The following is an 18090-nucleotide window of genomic DNA, read 5'->3' on the forward strand; positions in this document are numbered from 1 at the left end:
TCCATCACTTCTGAGTCTATCCGCCCAAGGCCATGGTCAATGCTACCAACAATACCCCAATCAAGGAGTAAATCAAAGCAGTGAGCCAAGGTCTGAAATTTGCATATTTTGCCAACAGATAGCCTCCGACTCCAAGCATGATCAAAGCTATCCCATTTGAAATCCGCATCGCCAGCTTCAGTTCGTCAATCCAGGCGAATGGTAGTGCGACCGGAAAGGTGCAAAGGAACACCAAGAGGAAAATCTGTAGCCCCACAAAAAGGTCGTACTTGGTGATGAGATTGCGGCCATTGGGTTCTGGTATTTCCTTGAATCTTTCCCCAAGTTTTGACAATTCCTCAGGTTTCATCAATCCAGCAATACCGGGTGGCAATTCTGCTCTTAAGATATCGCCCATGACTTTTTGATTTTCTGATTTGCTTATTTTTCGGATAACTGAAATGGCGTGGCCACGTTCCACCGCCAAATTCATCAGGTACATGATGGCATCTACCAATCCCCAAGCCACATTGCAGCCCAGTGCAGCCCACAACAACTGCCTGACATCTTCTTCGCTGTCTGTACTGGCACTGATTGCCCCTGTAAATGTCAAGACCATAATCAACCCAAACAATACCTCCGCAACTCTATCAACGGGACTCAGAACCGCTGTTTGTTTGATTACTTGTTTCCAATATTCGTTATTTTTCATGGTGATGGCACAAAACAGATCATCATAGCAAATGATAACATATACCAAAATCAACTGGACTCCTTTGTACCAATTGGCCCTGGCGTCACCTGCGACGATGGCGGCCTTGTCAACTTGGTCTCAACGATGTATACCAAAATACTGATTTTGCATGTAAAATCTATTTTTTTCATTGCCTTAAAAAAATGCCCACTGCCCCGCGGCCGCGGTGGCTCGATATCCCGAAAAAACACCTTCTGCTTCAACCAAAGTGCCACGGAGGGGCTTCGTCAAACAAAACCTGAACATCATTCCTCATGGTTGTGCTGTCGCCCTCTCCTGAAGGAGAGGGTCTGGGTGAGGTGGGGTAACAAGAAATGGTCTGTGATGATACAGCCCATAGACGAGCTGAGGATGATTGTTCTACAACATAGCCCACAAAACGACATAGCTTTTAATCCGCGACGAACTATGTGTGCTCTGTGAACTATGTGGTAAGATAAGCACCAAATAGCCGTAAGGGCATTAAGTTTAATCCTGTTGTAAACAAATGACCTTGTCATAGATTTCGCGGGACTCTCTAACCTTAAACTGAACAAGGCATTTGGTTAGGTCGCGCGATGGGAATGAAAGTCCGCCGGGCCGAGAAAGAGCGGTTCTCGCAAAGGAAATAAAGGTGCAAAGCTCGCGAATAAATCTCGCACGCCAGGACGCCAAGACACCAAGAATAAAAAATGCGGCATTATCCCGCGTTTCCGAATTTGAGCAAGCGGACAGTCTATTTTCGTACCTTGATCTGCGCAAAGTACTTTATTCGATCGCGCGAGGGGAATGAAAGTCCACCCTGCCGGTAAAAAGCGGCTCTCGCAAAGCTGGAGAATAAAGAAACGCAAGCCAGGACGCCAAGCCGCCAAGAATAAAAAATGCGGCGTTATCCCGCGTTTCCGAATGTGAGCAAGAGGCCAGTCCATTTTCGTACCTTGATCTGCACAAAGTACTTTATTCGATCGCGCGGGGGAATGAAAGTCCGCCGGGCCGGCCAGGGCCTTGCGGGCTGATAGGATCGGACTTTCTTGATTTTTTGGTTACTTTTTTATCAAGAAAAAAGTAACAGTGAAAAAGAGATCAAGGTACTTTTTGAGCATTGAGAATGACCAAAACAGTCCCCTACAACTCTTCCTAGTTTTTGGTGGAAACCAAAATTCAATCTCAAACTTCCCGCTCCCAAAAATCCGAAACGTGGCTGCCTTTTTTCCCCCGGGTCGACATAGCTTTTGATCCGCGACGAACTATGTGTGCCCTGTGAACTATGTGGTGAAAAAAGCATCTAAAAGCCACGAATGCACGAATAAAGCTTCTTACTGCTTCTGCCAACCGACCACTGCCAACTGATCTTCGCCGTCTTCGCGAGAAAAAAACGTGATAAGAAAAGCCAGTTTACTTCAGCTTTCCTTCAATTTCTCGGAAATAAAAACCTTGATCAAGCTTTGTCGGGTAATTCCCAGTTTTTGGGCTGCCATGTCCAAGCGATGTACCATCCACTCTGGAAAGTCTACACTCACACGTTTTGGCTTTAGGCCAGGTTTGGATATTGACTCCTTCACGAGAAAATCGGTCAAATCCTCATTTTCCTCAAACTTTTGATCAAACTCAGAAGCCGTTATAGATTGCTTTTTCATTTTCCCTCGATTTTCTTACAGAAATAATCCGTATTGTTCCACTCCTTAACGTAAATATCGCAGACCAAAGACTTTGTTTGTATTCGGCTATCAGTAAATACCTTTTCTCATCTATTGTCCTTGCGGCGATCAACACCCTATTCGCATCCTCCCACAATTCCTGGGCCTGGACGAAGTCAATTCCATGCTTCAGTTTATTGGACTCGCTTTTTGTAGAGTCAAACTCGAACACAATACAATTTTACAAATAGGCAAGTGGAAATTGCTTAATTTTTACGCTTTTTTTACTTGTAAGTTGGCTTATGGGCGTCGGTTTGCCACAAAAGCACCAATCCGCCAAGTTGAATCCTGCTACTGCCCACTGCCACTACCCCGGGACGATTCAATGTTCCACCCGCTCCAAGGCGGATTTCCCCATCAACCCGTGACATCTGAACCCACTTAATTCCCATCACCACCTTAATCCTCGATAAATCCCTTTTTCAAGCTCTTCTCCCGATCAAAAAGCAGGGGATAATTAGTCCTGCCCCGTACGGGCCAATTGTTTAGCCAGCTGCTTCCATCATGAAGTCCCCAAAAAGTAACCCTTGCAACCTTGTCTCCATGCTTTTTGAACAGGGCAAATAAGGAGGCATAACGCGCGACCAACTCTTTCTCCACTTGAGGAGATATTCCATCCTTATAGGGATTCCATTCGGCTGATTCCGCAAAATTGAATGATAAATCGGCCCCCTCGACATCCGTTGGCCTCGGCAACACATCCACATCCAACTCGGTGATATGGACCTCAAAGCCCGCCTCATGGATATCCAAAATGGCCTGCTCAATCTGATCTAGGGAGGGCGAATTCAGTCGGTAGTGGCCCTGCATACCGATTCCGTCTATCCGAACTCCCTTTGCTTTAAGCCTTTTGGCCATTTCCAGAATAGCCTTTCTCTTTTCCGGCTTCCAGACATTGTAATCATTGTAAATCAATTCGGCCTTAGGGTCGATTTCATTGGCTTTGCGAAACGCCCGTTCGACAAAGTCTTCCCCGATCAAATTGTACCAGTGGGTTTTTCTCCAGTTGCCATTGTCTTCAAAAGCCTCATTGACTACATCCCAGGCATGGATTCTTCCTTTGTACCTTCCCACCAAGGTTGAAATATGATTCTCCATCCGATGGATGAGGTTTTCCCTATCCAAAAATTTCCCTTCACCATCCTGAAACACCCAATCCGGAGTCTGCTGATGCCAAACTAGGGTATGACCGACAATATAGGCACCCATCTTTTCTCCCATTTCCACAAAAGCATCCCCAAAATCAAAGCGGTATTCTCCGGCTTTGGGTTGTACCGGACCCCATTTAAGTCCATTTTCGGAGGTGATCGAATTGAAATGAAGCAAAAGCAAGGAGTCTGCACCCTTTTCAGTCCCATTAACCTGCCGCAGGTTTACCGCGGCCCCAATGAGAAACTCATTCTTAAAGTGGTCCTTCAGTCCCGGTTCGGAAGGAATCGGATTGGGAAACAAAAAGCCAAGAATCAGGAGCAGTAGCAGGGAAAATCTCATGTTGAAAAATAACCAAACCTGCCCAAAAGTCGAGCAGGTTTTCCAGAAGAGGCAATCTGCCCCAATGAATAGATTATCAATTGTTTAGGGACTCAACCCTTTCCCCCGCTTCGTTTGAATTGGTCTTCCTCATCCTGTTTGGGAATGAAAGTCCGCCCGCGCACCAAGGCTTTTCTTTGTCATTCCGAGGCACGAGGAATCTTTTTCTTTTTTTGTTTACCCCGTTATCCCACGTTTCCGAACCCAGGATCCCCATTGTTTTGTGATCCTGCCAATTCGCGAAGGGCTGCACCCTTCGCTGTGGGATGACGCCCCGTTGGGGCTCACGGACCTTATTCTGATCAAATATTCCTTCGACTGCGGTGTTCTCCCTCTCCTAAAGGAGAGGGTCGGGGAGAGGTAGGATATGAAAAATGGTCTAGAATGAAACAGACCACGGTAGGAGAAAATCAGATTTTTGCTAACCAGGCTTCCATTGCATCCAGGAAATCAATACACCGCGTATAGGGTAAATTTCCATCCTCCATTTCATAGAACCCGCCCGTTTGGCCTTGGAAAAGGTTATGGTTGCAGTTTGGAAAAGAAACCACGCTCAAGTCGGTATTTTTACCCAAGGTATTTTCATAAAGGCGCTTGGTTTTGGTCCAGTCCACATTTCGGTCATTTTCTCCAAACACTGCCAATACCGGGCAGGTAATGCCGGAAAGGATGGAGCCGAAATCTTCAATGTACACCTGTAGGCCGGTCTCGGGATCCAGGACCTCTTTTTTGAAAGTCTGTTGGTAGGTATAGAATCCCTGTTCGGAAATTCCACCATTGGTAAACCTTAGCCAAAATGGGTTCTTGGCGAGATGGGTTGTAGCCTGCCGGTAGGCTTCAAAACTGCCCCCAGCGTGGGTGATTTTGGTGCCCATCAACCACTCATTTACCAGTAAGTCTACACTGTCGGGAGGATGTCCATTGATTTTCAGGTTTTCGGCAAGCAGGTATTTGAAGTTCTCCTGTCCATCCACACCACTTACGGAAATCCAAAATTTGATGTCCTTGTATTCCCTGATGACGATGGGATTGATCCAACCGGCCCTGCTGATGCCCCAAAGGCCAATAGCGGATGATCCGGCGACCTTGTTTTCCTTCAGGGCCATGATTGCCGCGATGACCTCCAAGGCACTGTTGTACACAGTTTGGTTGTAGTCGAACCTGCCGCCACTTGCGCCACAGCCCATCTTGTCCCACATATAGGTAGCATATCCCGATAGGAGGATGGATTCCCGGACATCGCTGTACCAGTTCTGTGCCACGGCATTGGTTTGGCCTGAACCATGTACGATCAGTACAATTCCTTTGGGGATGCTATCGGTTGGGAAATTCAAGATCCCATTCAGCCTGACTCCTTCGAACTCAAATTCAAAGACCTCCTGTTTGCTGTTGGCGGCCGAAGGGATGCCGATCAAAAGTAGGATACAGATAAAAAGTACGCGCATCATGGTGTGTTACAGTAAGAAAATCATGGGAAGCTTTATGACGGGAAAGGACTCTTTTTTCCCAAGCCCAATTCCTTCTACTCTTAAAGGGAGGGTCAGGTTTTATTCCGACGGCCCATGGAAAATCCTAAGTACCCCGCCGAAACACAAGCAATAAAACAAAAAAATAACTGTTCGGGCGTTTCGGAGATCTTTGCGAAAGTCCAATATGCTTTATCGAGGAAAAAAGACTCTCCATTGAGTCTTGGAGAAGGAATTACGAGTGTTCAACATGTTTTTTCCAAAATGATCCGTGAGGACACAGGCCACGGCGGACATAGACCATGGGAATACCGATTGACACAGGTTTCGAAGTGTGTTGGGACATTGTATGCACAGTCTCCGACAGGAGTTGGACAGGAGTTGGACTGGAGAAGTATCCCCTCACCATCGGGTCATGGTAGGGTCATTCCTAGCTTATCATCAGGACATCATCTACTTTGATACGAGGATACTTTGGCTTTGGTACAGGGGTCAGTAGCCCGTCGCAGTTGGCAGTAGCAGAGATCAGGGAGCAGTCTCAGTGCAGGGGCAGTAATCACGTTCAACCTAGTGTCTTGGTCCCTTTATGGCAATAAAACTCCTTTCGTGTTCTTTTCAACTTCCCGTTCATTGCGAGAGCGGCTTTTTTCGCGCTCTTCGCACCTTCTTTTTTCACGAGCGGCTAGTCCAATGCCCCCTGATCTTTGCACGCTCTGTGTCTTTGCTTGAAACGAATTACATGCCAAGTCACGAAGAAAAAAACGGAGGCAATATGCTCTGGAATATTCAAATGGTCTATGGCGACACAGACCATGGTGGAGAACGCAGACAAAAACGACTCTGGCCAAGATGGCGACAGATAATGTGATTGTTTTTTGGCAAGCAACCCCGCAGGTCGACTAGACGATAGACCTTGAAATTAAGCACTCGCCCTGCCATTCCTGATGCAGATTGCAAGGAGCGTGGTGACTATCACGATTATTTCTTTGCGTCATTTTTGACAATACCAGGCGGTTCCCAAGACCCATCCAAAGCCGATGGTTCTGGGCCATATACTCTCAACACCAGGTAAAATGGTTCATCGGGTGCTGGCAACCAATTCGATTTTTCATCTTCATTGGAAGGTTTTTCATGTTGGATGTATACCGTAAATCCACCATCCACATCGTATTTTAATCCATCTGTTGTTGAGTTTATCAAATACCGGTTGATTTCATTCTCAATCATATATCCCCCAACCCCGTCAGCACGTTTATTGTACAGGGTGATGGACCAAAAATATTTGGCTGGAGGGATTTCATCTTTGGTAAACTTAATCTTGTACCGGTGCTTGCTTCCATCCAACACTTCATCATCCAAATCTACATAGGCAACCGGGTAAAAAGCTTCCACCTTATCGTTGCCATAAATGCCCACCATCACTGCGGCTGCTCTGAGAAGCCAATCCTCCTTGTAAAACTCTCGTGTGCCAAAAGCATTGAGCATATTCCAGCCATTCACCCGCTCTGCAATGTTTTCGGCCTTGTTTTTAATTTCCATTTGAGCCTCCTTGATACCTTCATTGATGGCATTCAAAACGTCCGGGGAATAGCTCGCGGAATCAAAACTTCCACCAGACACAATACCAATTTTCTCGAACTTCTTCAGTGCTGCCGTATCTTGTGGGTGAAAAGGCTCACTCATAGACAGGTAAAAATTGGTGTATTTTATGAATCGGGCGTCTCCAAATTCTTCGGGATTCAGAGGAATCCAATTGAGTTTTGGAGCTGATTTAGGATTTTCACCAATAAATTCACTCAAAGGCTGTAGTTTGTATTTTTTCTGAACAGCAAGGACATTGGGCAGGTCAGCTTTTCCTTTTAGCTGGGTTCTTCCCACAATGGTCACAAATTGACTTTCGCTGCGAAAAACCTTTTTGAACTTTTGTTCTGGTATCTCACCTTCATACCCTGGACCCACAAAAAGATAATCTCCCGCTTCGGTTCCCGTGCTGCGGGTTCCGATGAAAGCAAAATTATGGGTAAACAGATCTATACATTGAAAAACATAGTACCGGTCATTTATCTCTGGGACAGACAACACCATAGGTTCCGCCCTTAAATCCAAGCCAAATGCAGAATACGGTGTGTCTCCATTCATAGACACCACATCTTTTCTGGTATGGTCAGCAGGTACGGTATCATTCGTGATCTTATTCAAAGGACCCCGGTATCCCGGGCTTCCAGGCATAGTGGTAAAATATTGGGCCTGATAGCCCATTAGGAGCGGATAAGAAAAGATATAGGCCTCTTTGGCTATATTTTTTGCTTCGTCTGGGTCAGATGTAATCTGAGAATGTTTTTTTGAGCTGCAAGAGAAAATCAGTAAATGCAAACATGCTGCGAGTAAATAAAAAAGAGGTTTCATATCTGGTTAATTTTTAGTTGGATTTAATCATAGGAGGATTTTTCCAGGCTCCTTTCAATACGGATTCCTCAGGTCCATAAAGTCTCATTACACAATAGAATGGTCCGTCGGGCGCCGGAAGCCAATTAGGCTCCAAATTTTTTCCCGGTGATTCTTTTTGAATAAAAATGGTAATGGAACCGTCTCGGTTTTTCACCAAATCACTCATTGACGTGGAGTTTACCAAGTATTTGTCCAGTTTGTTGTCAACCAACAGTTGGGTCTTACCATCGTACATAGTAAGAGACCAAAACGCCCTGACAGGTGGCATCTGTCCAGAGTCAAAAGTAAGGGTGTACTTATTCTTTGAGGCATCAAGTGGCTGTCCCTCGCCATCGGTTAAATACATGGGGTATGCAGCCTCTCCTGCAGAGTTGCCGTAAATTCCCAAATAAGCCCCTACGGCTCTAATTAAATGGGCATTGTCGAAACCGTAGTTTTTTTTCGCGCTTTGTTCCAAAAAATCCCTGGTCCCAAAAATTTTGGTGCTTCCCAATGGGTCTGTGGAATTCGCTTTGATAAATGCTTCCATCTCAGCAAAGCCCTCTTTTACTCCCTCTTTGATGGCCTGTTGGGTCTCCGCATCGAATCGGCTAATATCAAATCCCTCTTTTGTTCCTATTCCCAATTTTTTAAATCTTTCCAATACGGGAATTTCTTTTTCAATAGGATTGACAAATTTCAACACTGCGTCGAGGTATTTAAAAGACTCCTCGGTGTATTGGGAACCTTCAGTCCAATTGGGAAATTCGCCAATGGCTTCTTTTGTTGTTGGTGCCTCACCGTTATATTCACTTAGCGTTTGAACCTTATATACACTTTGTGGCTTAGCTACATTTTCCAAATCATCCGAGTTGAAAAGCTGGGTTCGCACAATCGTAAAGAACAAGTCAGTTTCACTGCGAACTACCTTGGTAATACCTTCCGGAACTTTGCCATTCCAGCCTTCCAATGCAATCAAATAGTTTCCTGCTAGGTTACCGGTAGTTAAAGAACCGATGTAGAAAAAATTGTGGGTAAACATATCTATCAATTGGAAACTGTAATAGCGGGCAGAATCTATCGCCGGTACTGAAAACACAACCGGTTCCTGCCTGATATCACTCCAAAACATGCAATAAGGGGTATCTGAATTAGGAGTTACAATTGCTTTGTCTTCGGGCGTGAAAAGGCGTGCATCACATGACTTTTGGTTGAATTCTCCCTTATAGTCGCCAGAGTTTTCATCTATGGCATTTGCATAAAGGGTTTTATAATTCATCACCAACGGAAACCCGAATAGGAAGGCCTCCTTGGCAATCTCTTTTGCTTCCTCTGGTTTTAGACTCGGCGAGTTTTGCTGACATCCATTTGCCAGTATAAAAAAAGCCAACCCTACAAAAAAAATCTTCGATTTCATGGTATAGTGCCTTTAAGTTCTTGAATGTGTATTGTTTCGCGCCATATCGTATCTTTTCGTATTTAGCTAAATACGGGTTTCAAAGCCTATGCCTGCGGGGCACCAATCACCAAGCCTGCATCCGGCCCGCGGAGTTCGTCTCAGTGCTGACCCACCTTTGGCCGTTGTCCCATTGGCACCCTGAACGATCAATATAGCTCAAAAAGTTGGCCATTCCAACAGCTGTAAGCCTTCAGGCACGTATGGGATCCCAATTCTCGAGTCAGGCTGCCCCGAAGCCAAGCACGTAGTGCCGATATCGGCATTGGCTGCCCCAAGAGTCCTTTGGAAATGTTTTTGTGGAAGATTTTGGCGGGGGCCCGGATCAAGGCTAGGGGTAAGCATCCCCTGTACGGACGCATCCGCCCGAGCCCATTGCGAAGGGGATTACAAATGGCATGTTTAATCTCCTCGCGGCGGGCGGTGCGAAATCTCAGTGTCCGCAGCCTGAACCCATTTGTAATTGCTTTTCTGTGAATGTCAAATAAAAAACTCGGGGTGCAAGCTAGCCAATGGAATATCCCAAGCCCCTCTCCGATAAACAAGGAATAACACAGGAAAATTTTTCGGGAAAGGCTTATATTGTTTTGTGATCCTGCCGATTCGCGAAGGGCTACACCCTTCGCTGTGGGATGGCGCCCCTTTGGGGCTCTTTAATGCTGATTTGTATAAAGCACTTGGTTCGGTAGTGCGGGTGACAAAGCAGAGCCTTCCCATAACCCGTAACTTAAACTAGCAACAATGCTTAAATTTGTCATTCCGAGGTACGAGGAATCTTTTTTTTTACCCTGCTATCCTGCGTTTCCGAACGGCTGGACACCTATTGAACGATTATTATCTGTTCAATAGTCTGATTTTGCGAAGGCCTTTCCTTGTCATTCCGAGGCACGAGGAATCTTTTTCTTTTTTTGTTTACCCCGCTATCCTACGTTTCCGAACCCAGGATCCCCATTGTTTTGTGATCCTGCCAATTCGCGAAGGGCTACACCCTTCGCTGTTGGATGGCGCCCCTTTGGGGCTCATGGACCTTATTCTGATCAAATATTCCTTCGGTTTCGGCATTCTCCCTCTCCTCAAGGAGAGGGTCGGGGAGAGGTGGTCAATTCCTCAAACCTCACAAGCTACCTCAATCGATCGCGGGGAGGAATGAAAGTCCGCCGGGCCGGCACGGGCCTTGTGCGATAGCCTAGGATTGGACTTTCTTGTCTCCCGATAAATATCGGGATTGGTTACTTCCTGCCTGTCGGCAGACAGGTTTTATCAAGAAAAAAAGTAACAAGAGAATGAGTGAATGGTAATCCCGTCCAGCTTGGCAATTGGGTAATGGTGTTGAGGGATAGAAGGGCGGGATTGCAAATCCCTCCCAGGGGGTGACAAAGCAGAGCCTTCCCATAACCCGTAACTTAAACTAGCAACAATGCTTAAATTTGTCATTCCGAGGTACGAGGAATCTTTTTTTTACCCTGCTATCCTGCCTTTCCGAACGCAGGATGTTCGTGTTGCAAATGGTCTGTGAGGATGATTGGTCAACAACATAGCACACATAGCGACATAGCTTTTGACCCGCGACCAACTATGTGTGCTCTGTGAACTATATGGTGAAATAAGCATTGAGTCGCACGAATGCACCTGCTGCCTGCCACTGACCTCTGCCTACTTGATTTCATCTCATCTCGGTTTTTGGTGAAAACCCAAATTGATTCTTGAATTTCCCGCCCCCAAAAACCAAAAAATCGCCGATTCCTGTTTCCCCGGGTTTCGGTGCACAAGGCAACTTGTAGGTAGAAGGAGAGGAGAAGCACCTCACCCGGGGCTATTCAATGTTCCACCCACTTCGGGGTGGATTCTCCCGATGGAATCACCATGGTCTGGGTCATCACAGACCATTCCATCCTGCTATCCTGCGTTTCCAAATACAGGACCCCAATTGTGCAATGATTATCCGTTCAATCCTTTGATTTTGCGAAGGCTTTTCTTTGTCATTCCGAGGCACGAGGAATCTAATCTGGCCTGGATGATGGACCCCTCTGCCGATAGCTATCGGCACTAGGGTGACAAACAAGGGCCATTCCCAAAACTTAAGCTTCACGGAGAAGTGACGCGCTCAGTCATCATTGTGAATTCCCATTCCCCATTCCCCATTCCCCAATCCCTTTTCCCCATTCCCCAATCCCTTTTCCCCATTCCCCATTCTCCATTCCCCCTGGCCACCCATTCATCATTCATCATTCATCATTCAAAATTCTACATTCCCCAACCTTCAAACCTCCCCCCCCAATCCCCAATCTCTCATTCTCCATTCCCCCTGGGCAGAGCCCTCATCCCAAATTGCTCATTCATCATTATGAATTCATAATTCACCCTTCCCCGAATCAATCCGTTTAAAAACGAACAGAACGCATATTCATTTTCGTTTTTCCGCCCCTCCGCCCAATTTGGAGCCATGTTTCACTTAAAACACCTACAATTATGGCAAAACAGATGAGTGTATTTACCCTGAAGGGAAATATTGGAAGAATCAATTTCTTCGAGAACAAAGATGGTTTCCAAGCCAGGGAAAAAGGCGGCGTTTCCAAAAACCGGATCATGACAGACCCCAAGTTCGCAAGGGTCAGGGAGAACATCGCGGAGTTTACGGCCAATGCCGAAGCGGTCAAACTGCTGCGGACCGCCATGCGTCCAGCGGTGCAGAAAATCACCGATACCAAGCTCCACGTCCGCTTGGTCAACAAGATGATGCAGGTCCTCAAATCCGATCCCATCAACAGGAGGGGAGAGCGGAAGGTCCAGGAAGGGGATTGGTCGATGTTGGCAGGAGTGGAGCTCAACAGCACCACGCCATTGTCCCAAACCTTGAAGATCCACGTCGACCCGATCGACACCCCTACGGATTGGGGAGTGACCGTTCCGGCCTTCAGCCCAAGCGATGACATCATCCTCGCCCAAGGCGCCACCCACCTCCGCTTCTTTCTTGCGGGCGTGTCCCTTGACTTTGAAGCCGGTATCACCACCTTGGTCACGAGTCCATCTGCCGAGATTCCTGTTGAACTTGCCGCAGGGCCCGTCAACCTGAGCATCCTCAAGTCCCAGGTTCCGCATTCCCACAAGGTCTTGGTGTTTGGAGTAGAGTTCCTCCAAATTGTCAATGGCGAGAACTACCCACTCCTCAACAGTTCCAACGGGGCGGGGGTGATACTCTTAACAGAAAGGAGCTAAGCCATGAGACTCTTGTTGATCAGAAGACACGGCCGCCTAATCACAACCTCAGTGTTGTGCTGCGGCAATGTTACATGGGCCTCGATGTTGGCAATAGCGGAAGATAGGGAAGCGGTTCCTGTCGGGAACTATGAGCTCTTCTGGGACTACTCCGAAAAAGAGGGTTGGCATTTCCGCCTTGTGCAAATAGGCGGTACCGCCGTTGCAAGGATTCTTCCCTTTCGGCTTGGGAAACTGCCAAAGTGCGCATTCTTACCGGTGATGGGCTTCAAGAATGCGGCCGAAACGCCCAACCTGGCCTTTCAGCGCCTCATGGACCGGATGGAGCCTTACCCCGGGGAAGACTGGAAAGTGGAGATCATGGACCTTCCACCAAAGACAAGGCGGCAGCCATGCAAACTGGCCAGTTGACCCTAATCCTTGGAACTGTGGTGACCATCCTGCTATCGGTGATCGCCTACTTCCTCAAGCTCCTGGTGCAGGACATCCGCGACCTCAAGCGCGACCATATGGACCTGCGTGAGCTCTGCATTTGGCTCAAAGCCGAGCAGAGTAATCTGAGAATGTACCTGGAACAGGGGAGGCGCAAAGCCTCCCCACCGGTTCCGGGAAATCGTTTCACCGCAAAACCAAATTAGAAATGAATCTCAATGAAGTAAAAGACAGGATTGCCAAACCCACCCCGCCCTTTTTCAGGCAACTGAGAACCATCGGGCTGGCATTGGCTGGCGTAGGTGCTGCCATCCTCGCAGCGCCGGTAAGCCTTCCGGCGGTGCTTGTCACTGCCGCGGGCTACCTGGTTACAGGAGGGGCAGTCCTCTCCGCAGTCAGCCAGGCGACGGTTAAAGACGAATAAGCCACCAAACCAAAAAGCCGGCAAGGTTTCCTTGTCGGCTTTTTCCATTTCCCATGTTGTTCAATGCCTGCGCATTTCGATGTTCAAACACTATCTCCGATTGCAAAGGCCTTCCTTTGTCATTCCGAGTTTTTAGAATTTGGGATTTACAGATTGGGAATGACGATGGGACCCTAACCCCCAACGGGGATTGAACCTTGAGTAGCCCCATGTTGCTCCCGATAATTATCGTGGACCGGGGATTCGAAGCAGTTTGGCCATAAGCCACAACCCTGAAGGGGTTGAACATTGTCGATCTGAAACCAATTTTGTTATTGGTAGGCACGAGGAATCTATCCCTTTCCTTTTTTTGCCACGTTTTCCTGTATTTCCGGACGCAGGTTTTCAGGGCGCAATCCATGATTAGGAGGAAAGGCGTAGATTTTTAGAAAATAGCTGAAGTAGCCAATTTCAAATTGGTAAGGCTAGGAGGGTTGGATTACAAATCCCACCCAGCCTGGGAGATGAATGGTGAAATCAATGAGTTTTAAAATACTCGGTTGCACCGGGAAGCTGGGAAAGATCCAATTCAAGTTCAGTGCCTGCTGAATCGGCAAATACGCCCACCGTAAATGAACCATAGGCAATAAGTTTGAGCCTCGATACGCCCTCTACCACCTTTACCAACCTCACTTCTGGTTTAAATGATGGGTGTAGAGCAAAAATCACAATTTCTCCGTCGAACAACGGGTGTTGGACCGGATCGGTCGAGCTGACTTCCAAAGTAACCTCATATAACCCTAGAAATAGTTCTTTAACAGTTCCCTCTAATTTGCGATAGTTCCTTTCGGGAAGGCCTCCCCATTTCGCCTTATGTGGATCATCGGGCACTTGACTACCAATTACTTTGGCCCTTTCGCTGGCAATGTTTTTAAGTTCTTCAATTCTTGTAACATCTTGTGCAACGACGGTAGATAGTTGTTTTACTTCATTTTCGGACTGCAATGACTCGTTAGCCAGCTCACGCATGACAGAAGTTTGCTTCTCAAGGACCTTCACTTCCTCTTTGCTTGATTCAAGCTCGGCTTTGACGTTAAGTAGTTCGTCGTCGACCATTCTGTACTGAAGAGACAAAAACAGTCTCATGTAATTGTAGCCAAAATACAGTCCTAGGAATCCAAAATAAACCAGTATCGAAATGCTAAACACGTCGATAGAGGTATTGGCAGGTGACCCAATGGACTTGACCATGTATTCTCCGAAACTGAGTAGAAATCCAGGGATTTTGATAAGGTTGACGAGACTTAGTCCCACGATGATTTTTGTAAGCCATTCAGATATTTCAACGAGGCTATTGTTGAGGGAATAGCCGTCGTCCTCATTCCCTTTCCTTTTTGGCATACCGAAGAGAATCCCGATAAAAAAACTGCCACTGAACGAAGCCAACGCAACGATGAAGCACAAAGCAAAGATTTTAAAGCTGAAAAAGAATGCCGCATAGAGTATTGTCGTAACAACACCCGTTAGTGCTGCATACAACAGCGTATTACGGAGGTGGATTAATCCCTCGGATTTATCCGAAACGTTCAGGTTTTTTTGTTGGGAGACCATTTGGAAAGAAATAAATCAGATAAAGACAAAAATGACATTACTGTGACTAATGGTCGGCTTTGGAACAAACCGTGTAACAATATGCTAAATATTTTTATCAGGAACAATAACTCACACATTTTGAGTTGATTGCGTGAATTTACGGCCTCTTACCGAAAAAGCAACGGATCCTGCCTTATGACCTACGATTGCTAAGGCCGCGAGATGGGTAGCTGCGGGAACTTGGTTGAATATTTCAATTTAATACTGGAGAGGATTGGAGGCTATGATTACATCCCAACGACTTTCGCAGACCCACCTAGCGCCCAACTTAAACTCAGATTGAGAAAAGAGAAATTATATCTATGAGGGGAATCCGTGCTTTTTATAGATCCTGTACCTTTCTGTTTTAAAAAATCGCTTTAGAAAGTTTGGTCGATACAAAATCATAAGATGATCCCGATGTGCATTAACTTCAGCTTGAGCTTGAATGATTTCAATTTCAACTAGCTTTTTGTAATTTACACACTGATCGTACTTCAGGACATCTATTTTATATTGAGAATTTTTTACAAGCTTATCCTGATACTCAAAAATTTCTTCATTATATAAACTGTTTATGGAATCAGATTTTGATTGTAACTCCACAAAATTCCATAATAGTTTTTTAGTTTTTTCTAGAGTTTCTCCTGACTGTCTTACAATTGCTTTCATAGATTGACTGCCATTTGAGATTGTTGATACGGGATATTCCAGTTTTTCTAATTGCCGTTTTTTAGGATATGTTTTTAGCGAATCAAATGATTCCATCGGCATATTGCATTCTATTGAGTAGTAAACTTTTCCCAAGGTATCAAGTTTGTCAAAACCATTCTGATACTTCAAAAAATCGGTTGCCTTCTTCTTTCGAATCGACATGTATTTATTTTGAATGCTCTCATTCAACCCGACTTTATCAACGAGTCGATTTACCTTTTGAGCATTACACCCAAAAAGCGCAAAAAGAAAAAATAAGGCTAATGTCCTCATCATTCGAATTCGGTTTTAATTTTGCTAACGTTTTCCCCCAATTCTTCCATTTTATTATCGAGCAAGTTTCTTAAACTCGCTACTTCATCTTTAATTTTTGTAATCTCCTCTTGAAGAACCCTTTCTCGAATAATAACCGTAGTTTTATCAGTATTTATTCCAATTGAGGGTGTAGTGTTAGAGATTGTACCGATTGACTGAATATATCCCGGCAAATACCAAGTAGGCTGGGTAAACGGCCATCCAGGATCATTGATATCAATATGCCTTGGGTCAATGGGCTTTACCATTTGTACCGCCATAAGCAAATATATGATCAGGGTGGTTTGCAGATACATTGTTTCTCCAGCGAGGGATTTGAAGGACTTAAAGAATCTAATTGTTAGCCATAGTAGCGCTATGATAGAGATCAAAAAAATAAGCTCAACTACTTGTACAAAACGCAAAAGTGATACCGCAGCTTCTCTAGCGTGTCTTGCCTCTTGTGCAAGGCTGCTCTCGGCTTGAAACAGACTAAACGTCAAACTTCGATCGATGAAATTGGCTCTTGCATTTATTTCCTGCAATTCAGATATTTTAATAACATCATTATCTAATTTTTTACTATCATCCTGTAATTGGTTAAAAATTTTGCCATTGTTAGAAACCTTATCACTCATGATTGAACTCAGTTCTAAAGGATTTGACATTGGAGAATACAATCGTTTCAAGGTCCCGTTGTTATCTACGTCAGCGCCAAATAAATTAGCCTTCATTGCAATTTCAAAAGTGAGCTTAGTTATTGATTCTTTTGCTGAATCAAGTGAATCAACATATTTTGAAGCATCTTTGAAATTTTTCTGCTTCGTAAACGGGTTAACATATAGTGTATCCAAATAAGTTGAAAAATGTTCTTTATTTGGTTTTCCGTTCCCCAGTCGAAAAAATAAAATAGTTGCCCCAATAGTTATTGAAAATAGAAATATATAAACTATAGGTGTGAAATTCCCAAATTTTTTATCCCGTCTCAGCGAGAATACAAAATATATAAAAAGGAATAGAAATACACTTACAATTAAGATTAACTGTAATTTGATGACAGCAATTCCAGTGTCAGTTTTCAATGGGAAACTTCCAATACCGAAAAACGCAAAAATTAAAAAAAGAAGAAAAACGATTGAAAGTGCTACGAACTGCCGTCTAAAATCAGCTACATCATAAGAGTTAAATAGGTTCTTTACATTGACCTTATAAATTGAGAATCCGAATAAAAAGATCAATGGCACAGAGAGATAAATCACCCGAAAAGTCGCAAAGGTCCACATTATTGAGTTCTCTTCTTCAAAAAGGCCCGCAATGAACCTAAACGTAATTGGACTAAAAAAGTCAAGGGTAATGAACCCCGCGATAACAATTTTTAGTATATCCTTTAGGTTATCAGTGACAATTTCATTTACTTCCTCTTCCATTTGCGATTACAATTTAGTTGAATTGGTTTATCCAGCACCTTTAAGATCGGGATTCAAATCCACCACTTTAGTTCTTGAGCCATCCCAAACTGGAATTGCCAAACCGTAGGCGATTGTTGAGTTTTTGGGCAGGACAAGTTTTAAAATTGTGCCTCCACCAACCGAAGGCTTCAGGGAAATCTCGACGCCGTTCTTTTGGGAATTTAGTTCTATACCGGCGCTACCCTTAATTCTCTCTACAAATTCCGCGGAAACAGCGACAAAAATGGTATTTACTATCCGTGGCTTTTCTTGGATTTTCAGGTAGTCTGTTGCTCTTGAATCGCTGTTCAATGCTTCGATGATTGGCAACATGCTCAAAGAAAGTTGGATAAAAACTACCCTTCCACTTTTTAGGCTTTCATAAGTCAAGACGACATTACCCTCTGCAACTTTTGCGTCTGCATTAAGTATTGCGTCTGCCTTGGTTGTATTATTAAAATCAAACTCAAACGGACCAATCTCTTTAACATCACCCGATTGTATGTTCAATTTTGAAAATTGAAAAAGGTAACTTGCTTTTAATGCAGGGGTTTCTTTTTTTCCATAAGAGCCAAGAACTAACTCTTCCGCTCCTGTCCTAAAGTATTTTTTAACACCTGCCTTCAGGAACTTCTGTTTTAATGTGACTTTAGCCATATTGGT

At 44.9% G+C, this 18090-nt stretch carries 15 protein-coding genes; 4 read left to right on the top strand and 11 right to left on the bottom strand.

Going from position 1 to position 18090, the window contains the following annotated elements:
- Positions 1–16: 16 nt before the first annotated feature.
- The 7 genes from C943_RS14170 to C943_RS14215 form a co-directional block, all read right to left on the bottom strand.
- Positions 17–691, bottom strand: coding sequence for a hypothetical protein (locus C943_RS14170; protein ID WP_040480768.1), 675 nt, complete (start codon positions 689–691; stop codon positions 17–19).
- Between the two features lie 1421 nt (positions 692–2112).
- Positions 2113–2349, bottom strand: coding sequence for a type II toxin-antitoxin system BrnA family antitoxin (gene brnA / locus C943_RS14185; protein WP_008629058.1), 237 nt, complete (start codon positions 2347–2349; stop codon positions 2113–2115).
- A complete protein-coding gene (locus C943_RS22645; RefSeq protein WP_008629059.1) occupies positions 2321–2581 on the bottom strand; it encodes a BrnT family toxin in 261 nt (86 codons plus the stop codon). Before C943_RS22645 ends, brnA begins: the two co-directional genes overlap by 29 nt.
- A 227-nt stretch (positions 2582–2808) precedes the next feature.
- Positions 2809–3900, bottom strand: a complete 1092-nt coding sequence (locus C943_RS14195) for an endo-1,4-beta-xylanase (protein WP_008629061.1) — start codon at positions 3898–3900, stop codon at positions 2809–2811.
- Between the two features lie 449 nt (positions 3901–4349).
- Positions 4350–5387, bottom strand: coding sequence for an alpha/beta hydrolase family protein (locus C943_RS14205; RefSeq protein WP_157198550.1), 1038 nt, complete (start codon positions 5385–5387; stop codon positions 4350–4352).
- 996 nt (positions 5388–6383) lie between these two features.
- A complete protein-coding gene (locus C943_RS14210) occupies positions 6384–7634 on the bottom strand; it encodes a DUF1254 domain-containing protein (protein ID WP_008629067.1) in 1251 nt (416 codons plus the stop codon).
- Between the two features lie 190 nt (positions 7635–7824).
- Positions 7825–9249 carry a DUF1254 domain-containing protein gene (locus tag C943_RS14215; protein ID WP_008629070.1) on the bottom strand — a complete coding sequence of 475 codons (1425 nt, stop codon included), beginning with the start codon at positions 9247–9249 and terminating at the stop codon, positions 7825–7827.
- Positions 9250–11757: 2508 nt separating this feature from the next.
- Here C943_RS14215 and C943_RS14225 point away from each other — a divergent pair.
- From C943_RS14225 to C943_RS14240, 4 genes are read left to right on the top strand one after another with little or no spacing between them, the layout of a single operon-like run.
- The gene (locus C943_RS14225; RefSeq protein ID WP_008629079.1) at positions 11758–12504 is read left to right on the top strand and encodes a hypothetical protein; all 747 of its coding nucleotides are present in this window, start codon (positions 11758–11760) and stop codon (positions 12502–12504) included.
- 3 nt (positions 12505–12507) lie between these two features.
- On the top strand, positions 12508–12915 hold the full coding sequence (locus C943_RS14230; protein WP_157198553.1) for a hypothetical protein: 408 nt from the start codon (positions 12508–12510) through the stop codon (positions 12913–12915).
- Positions 12912–13142 (top strand): hypothetical protein, encoded by a 231-nt coding sequence (locus tag C943_RS14235; RefSeq protein ID WP_234863000.1) that lies wholly within the window; start codon positions 12912–12914, stop codon positions 13140–13142. Before C943_RS14230 ends, C943_RS14235 begins: the two co-directional genes overlap by 4 nt.
- Positions 13143–13144: 2 nt before the next feature.
- Positions 13145–13360, top strand: a complete 216-nt coding sequence (locus tag C943_RS14240) for a hypothetical protein (RefSeq protein ID WP_008629085.1) — start codon at positions 13145–13147, stop codon at positions 13358–13360.
- Positions 13361–13876: 516 nt separating this feature from the next.
- Here C943_RS14240 and C943_RS14250 read toward each other — a convergent pair.
- The 4 genes from C943_RS14250 to C943_RS14265 form a co-directional block, all read right to left on the bottom strand.
- Positions 13877–14950, bottom strand: coding sequence for a pYEATS domain-containing protein (locus C943_RS14250; protein WP_008629093.1), 1074 nt, complete (start codon positions 14948–14950; stop codon positions 13877–13879).
- A 342-nt stretch (positions 14951–15292) separates the two neighbouring features.
- Entirely contained in the window at positions 15293–15961 is a 669-nt protein-coding gene (locus tag C943_RS14255) for a hypothetical protein (RefSeq protein ID WP_008629095.1), read from the bottom strand.
- A complete protein-coding gene (locus C943_RS14260) occupies positions 15958–17406 on the bottom strand; it encodes a hypothetical protein (protein ID WP_008629097.1) in 1449 nt (482 codons plus the stop codon). Before C943_RS14260 ends, C943_RS14255 begins: the two co-directional genes overlap by 4 nt.
- A gap of 27 nt (positions 17407–17433) precedes the next feature.
- Complete coding sequence (locus tag C943_RS14265; protein ID WP_008629098.1) at positions 17434–18084, bottom strand: hypothetical protein; 651 nt, start codon at positions 18082–18084, stop codon at positions 17434–17436.
- Positions 18085–18090 lie beyond the last annotated feature (6 nt).

Source organism: Mariniradius saccharolyticus AK6 (genome assembly GCF_000330725.2).
GTDB classification, from domain to species: domain Bacteria; phylum Bacteroidota; class Bacteroidia; order Cytophagales; family Cyclobacteriaceae; genus Mariniradius; species Mariniradius saccharolyticus.

Excerpts from the sequence above, each read along its gene's own strand:
- C943_RS14170 (WP_040480768.1), bottom strand. The coding sequence starts at position 691 with ATGAAAAATAACGAATATTGGAAACAAGTAATCAAACAAACAGCGGTT.
- brnA (WP_008629058.1), bottom strand. The coding sequence starts at position 2,349 with ATGAAAAAGCAATCTATAACGGCTTCTGAGTTTGATCAAAAGTTTGAG.
- C943_RS14195 (WP_008629061.1), bottom strand. The coding sequence starts at position 3,900 with ATGAGATTTTCCCTGCTACTGCTCCTGATTCTTGGCTTTTTGTTTCCC.
- C943_RS14205 (WP_157198550.1), bottom strand. The coding sequence starts at position 5,387 with ATGATGCGCGTACTTTTTATCTGTATCCTACTTTTGATCGGCATCCCT.
- C943_RS14210 (WP_008629067.1), bottom strand. The coding sequence starts at position 7,634 with ATGCCTGGAAGCCCGGGATACCGGGGTCCTTTGAATAAGATCACGAAT.
- C943_RS14215 (WP_008629070.1), bottom strand. The coding sequence starts at position 9,249 with ATGAAATCGAAGATTTTTTTTGTAGGGTTGGCTTTTTTTATACTGGCA.
- C943_RS14225 (WP_008629079.1), top strand. The coding sequence starts at position 11,758 with ATGGCAAAACAGATGAGTGTATTTACCCTGAAGGGAAATATTGGAAGA.
- C943_RS14230 (WP_157198553.1), top strand. The coding sequence starts at position 12,508 with ATGAGACTCTTGTTGATCAGAAGACACGGCCGCCTAATCACAACCTCA.
- C943_RS14240 (WP_008629085.1), top strand. The coding sequence starts at position 13,145 with ATGAATCTCAATGAAGTAAAAGACAGGATTGCCAAACCCACCCCGCCC.
- C943_RS14250 (WP_008629093.1), bottom strand. The coding sequence starts at position 14,950 with ATGGTCTCCCAACAAAAAAACCTGAACGTTTCGGATAAATCCGAGGGA.
- C943_RS14255 (WP_008629095.1), bottom strand. The coding sequence starts at position 15,961 with ATGATGAGGACATTAGCCTTATTTTTTCTTTTTGCGCTTTTTGGGTGT.
- C943_RS14260 (WP_008629097.1), bottom strand. The coding sequence starts at position 17,406 with ATGGAAGAGGAAGTAAATGAAATTGTCACTGATAACCTAAAGGATATA.
- C943_RS14265 (WP_008629098.1), bottom strand. The coding sequence starts at position 18,084 with ATGGCTAAAGTCACATTAAAACAGAAGTTCCTGAAGGCAGGTGTTAAA.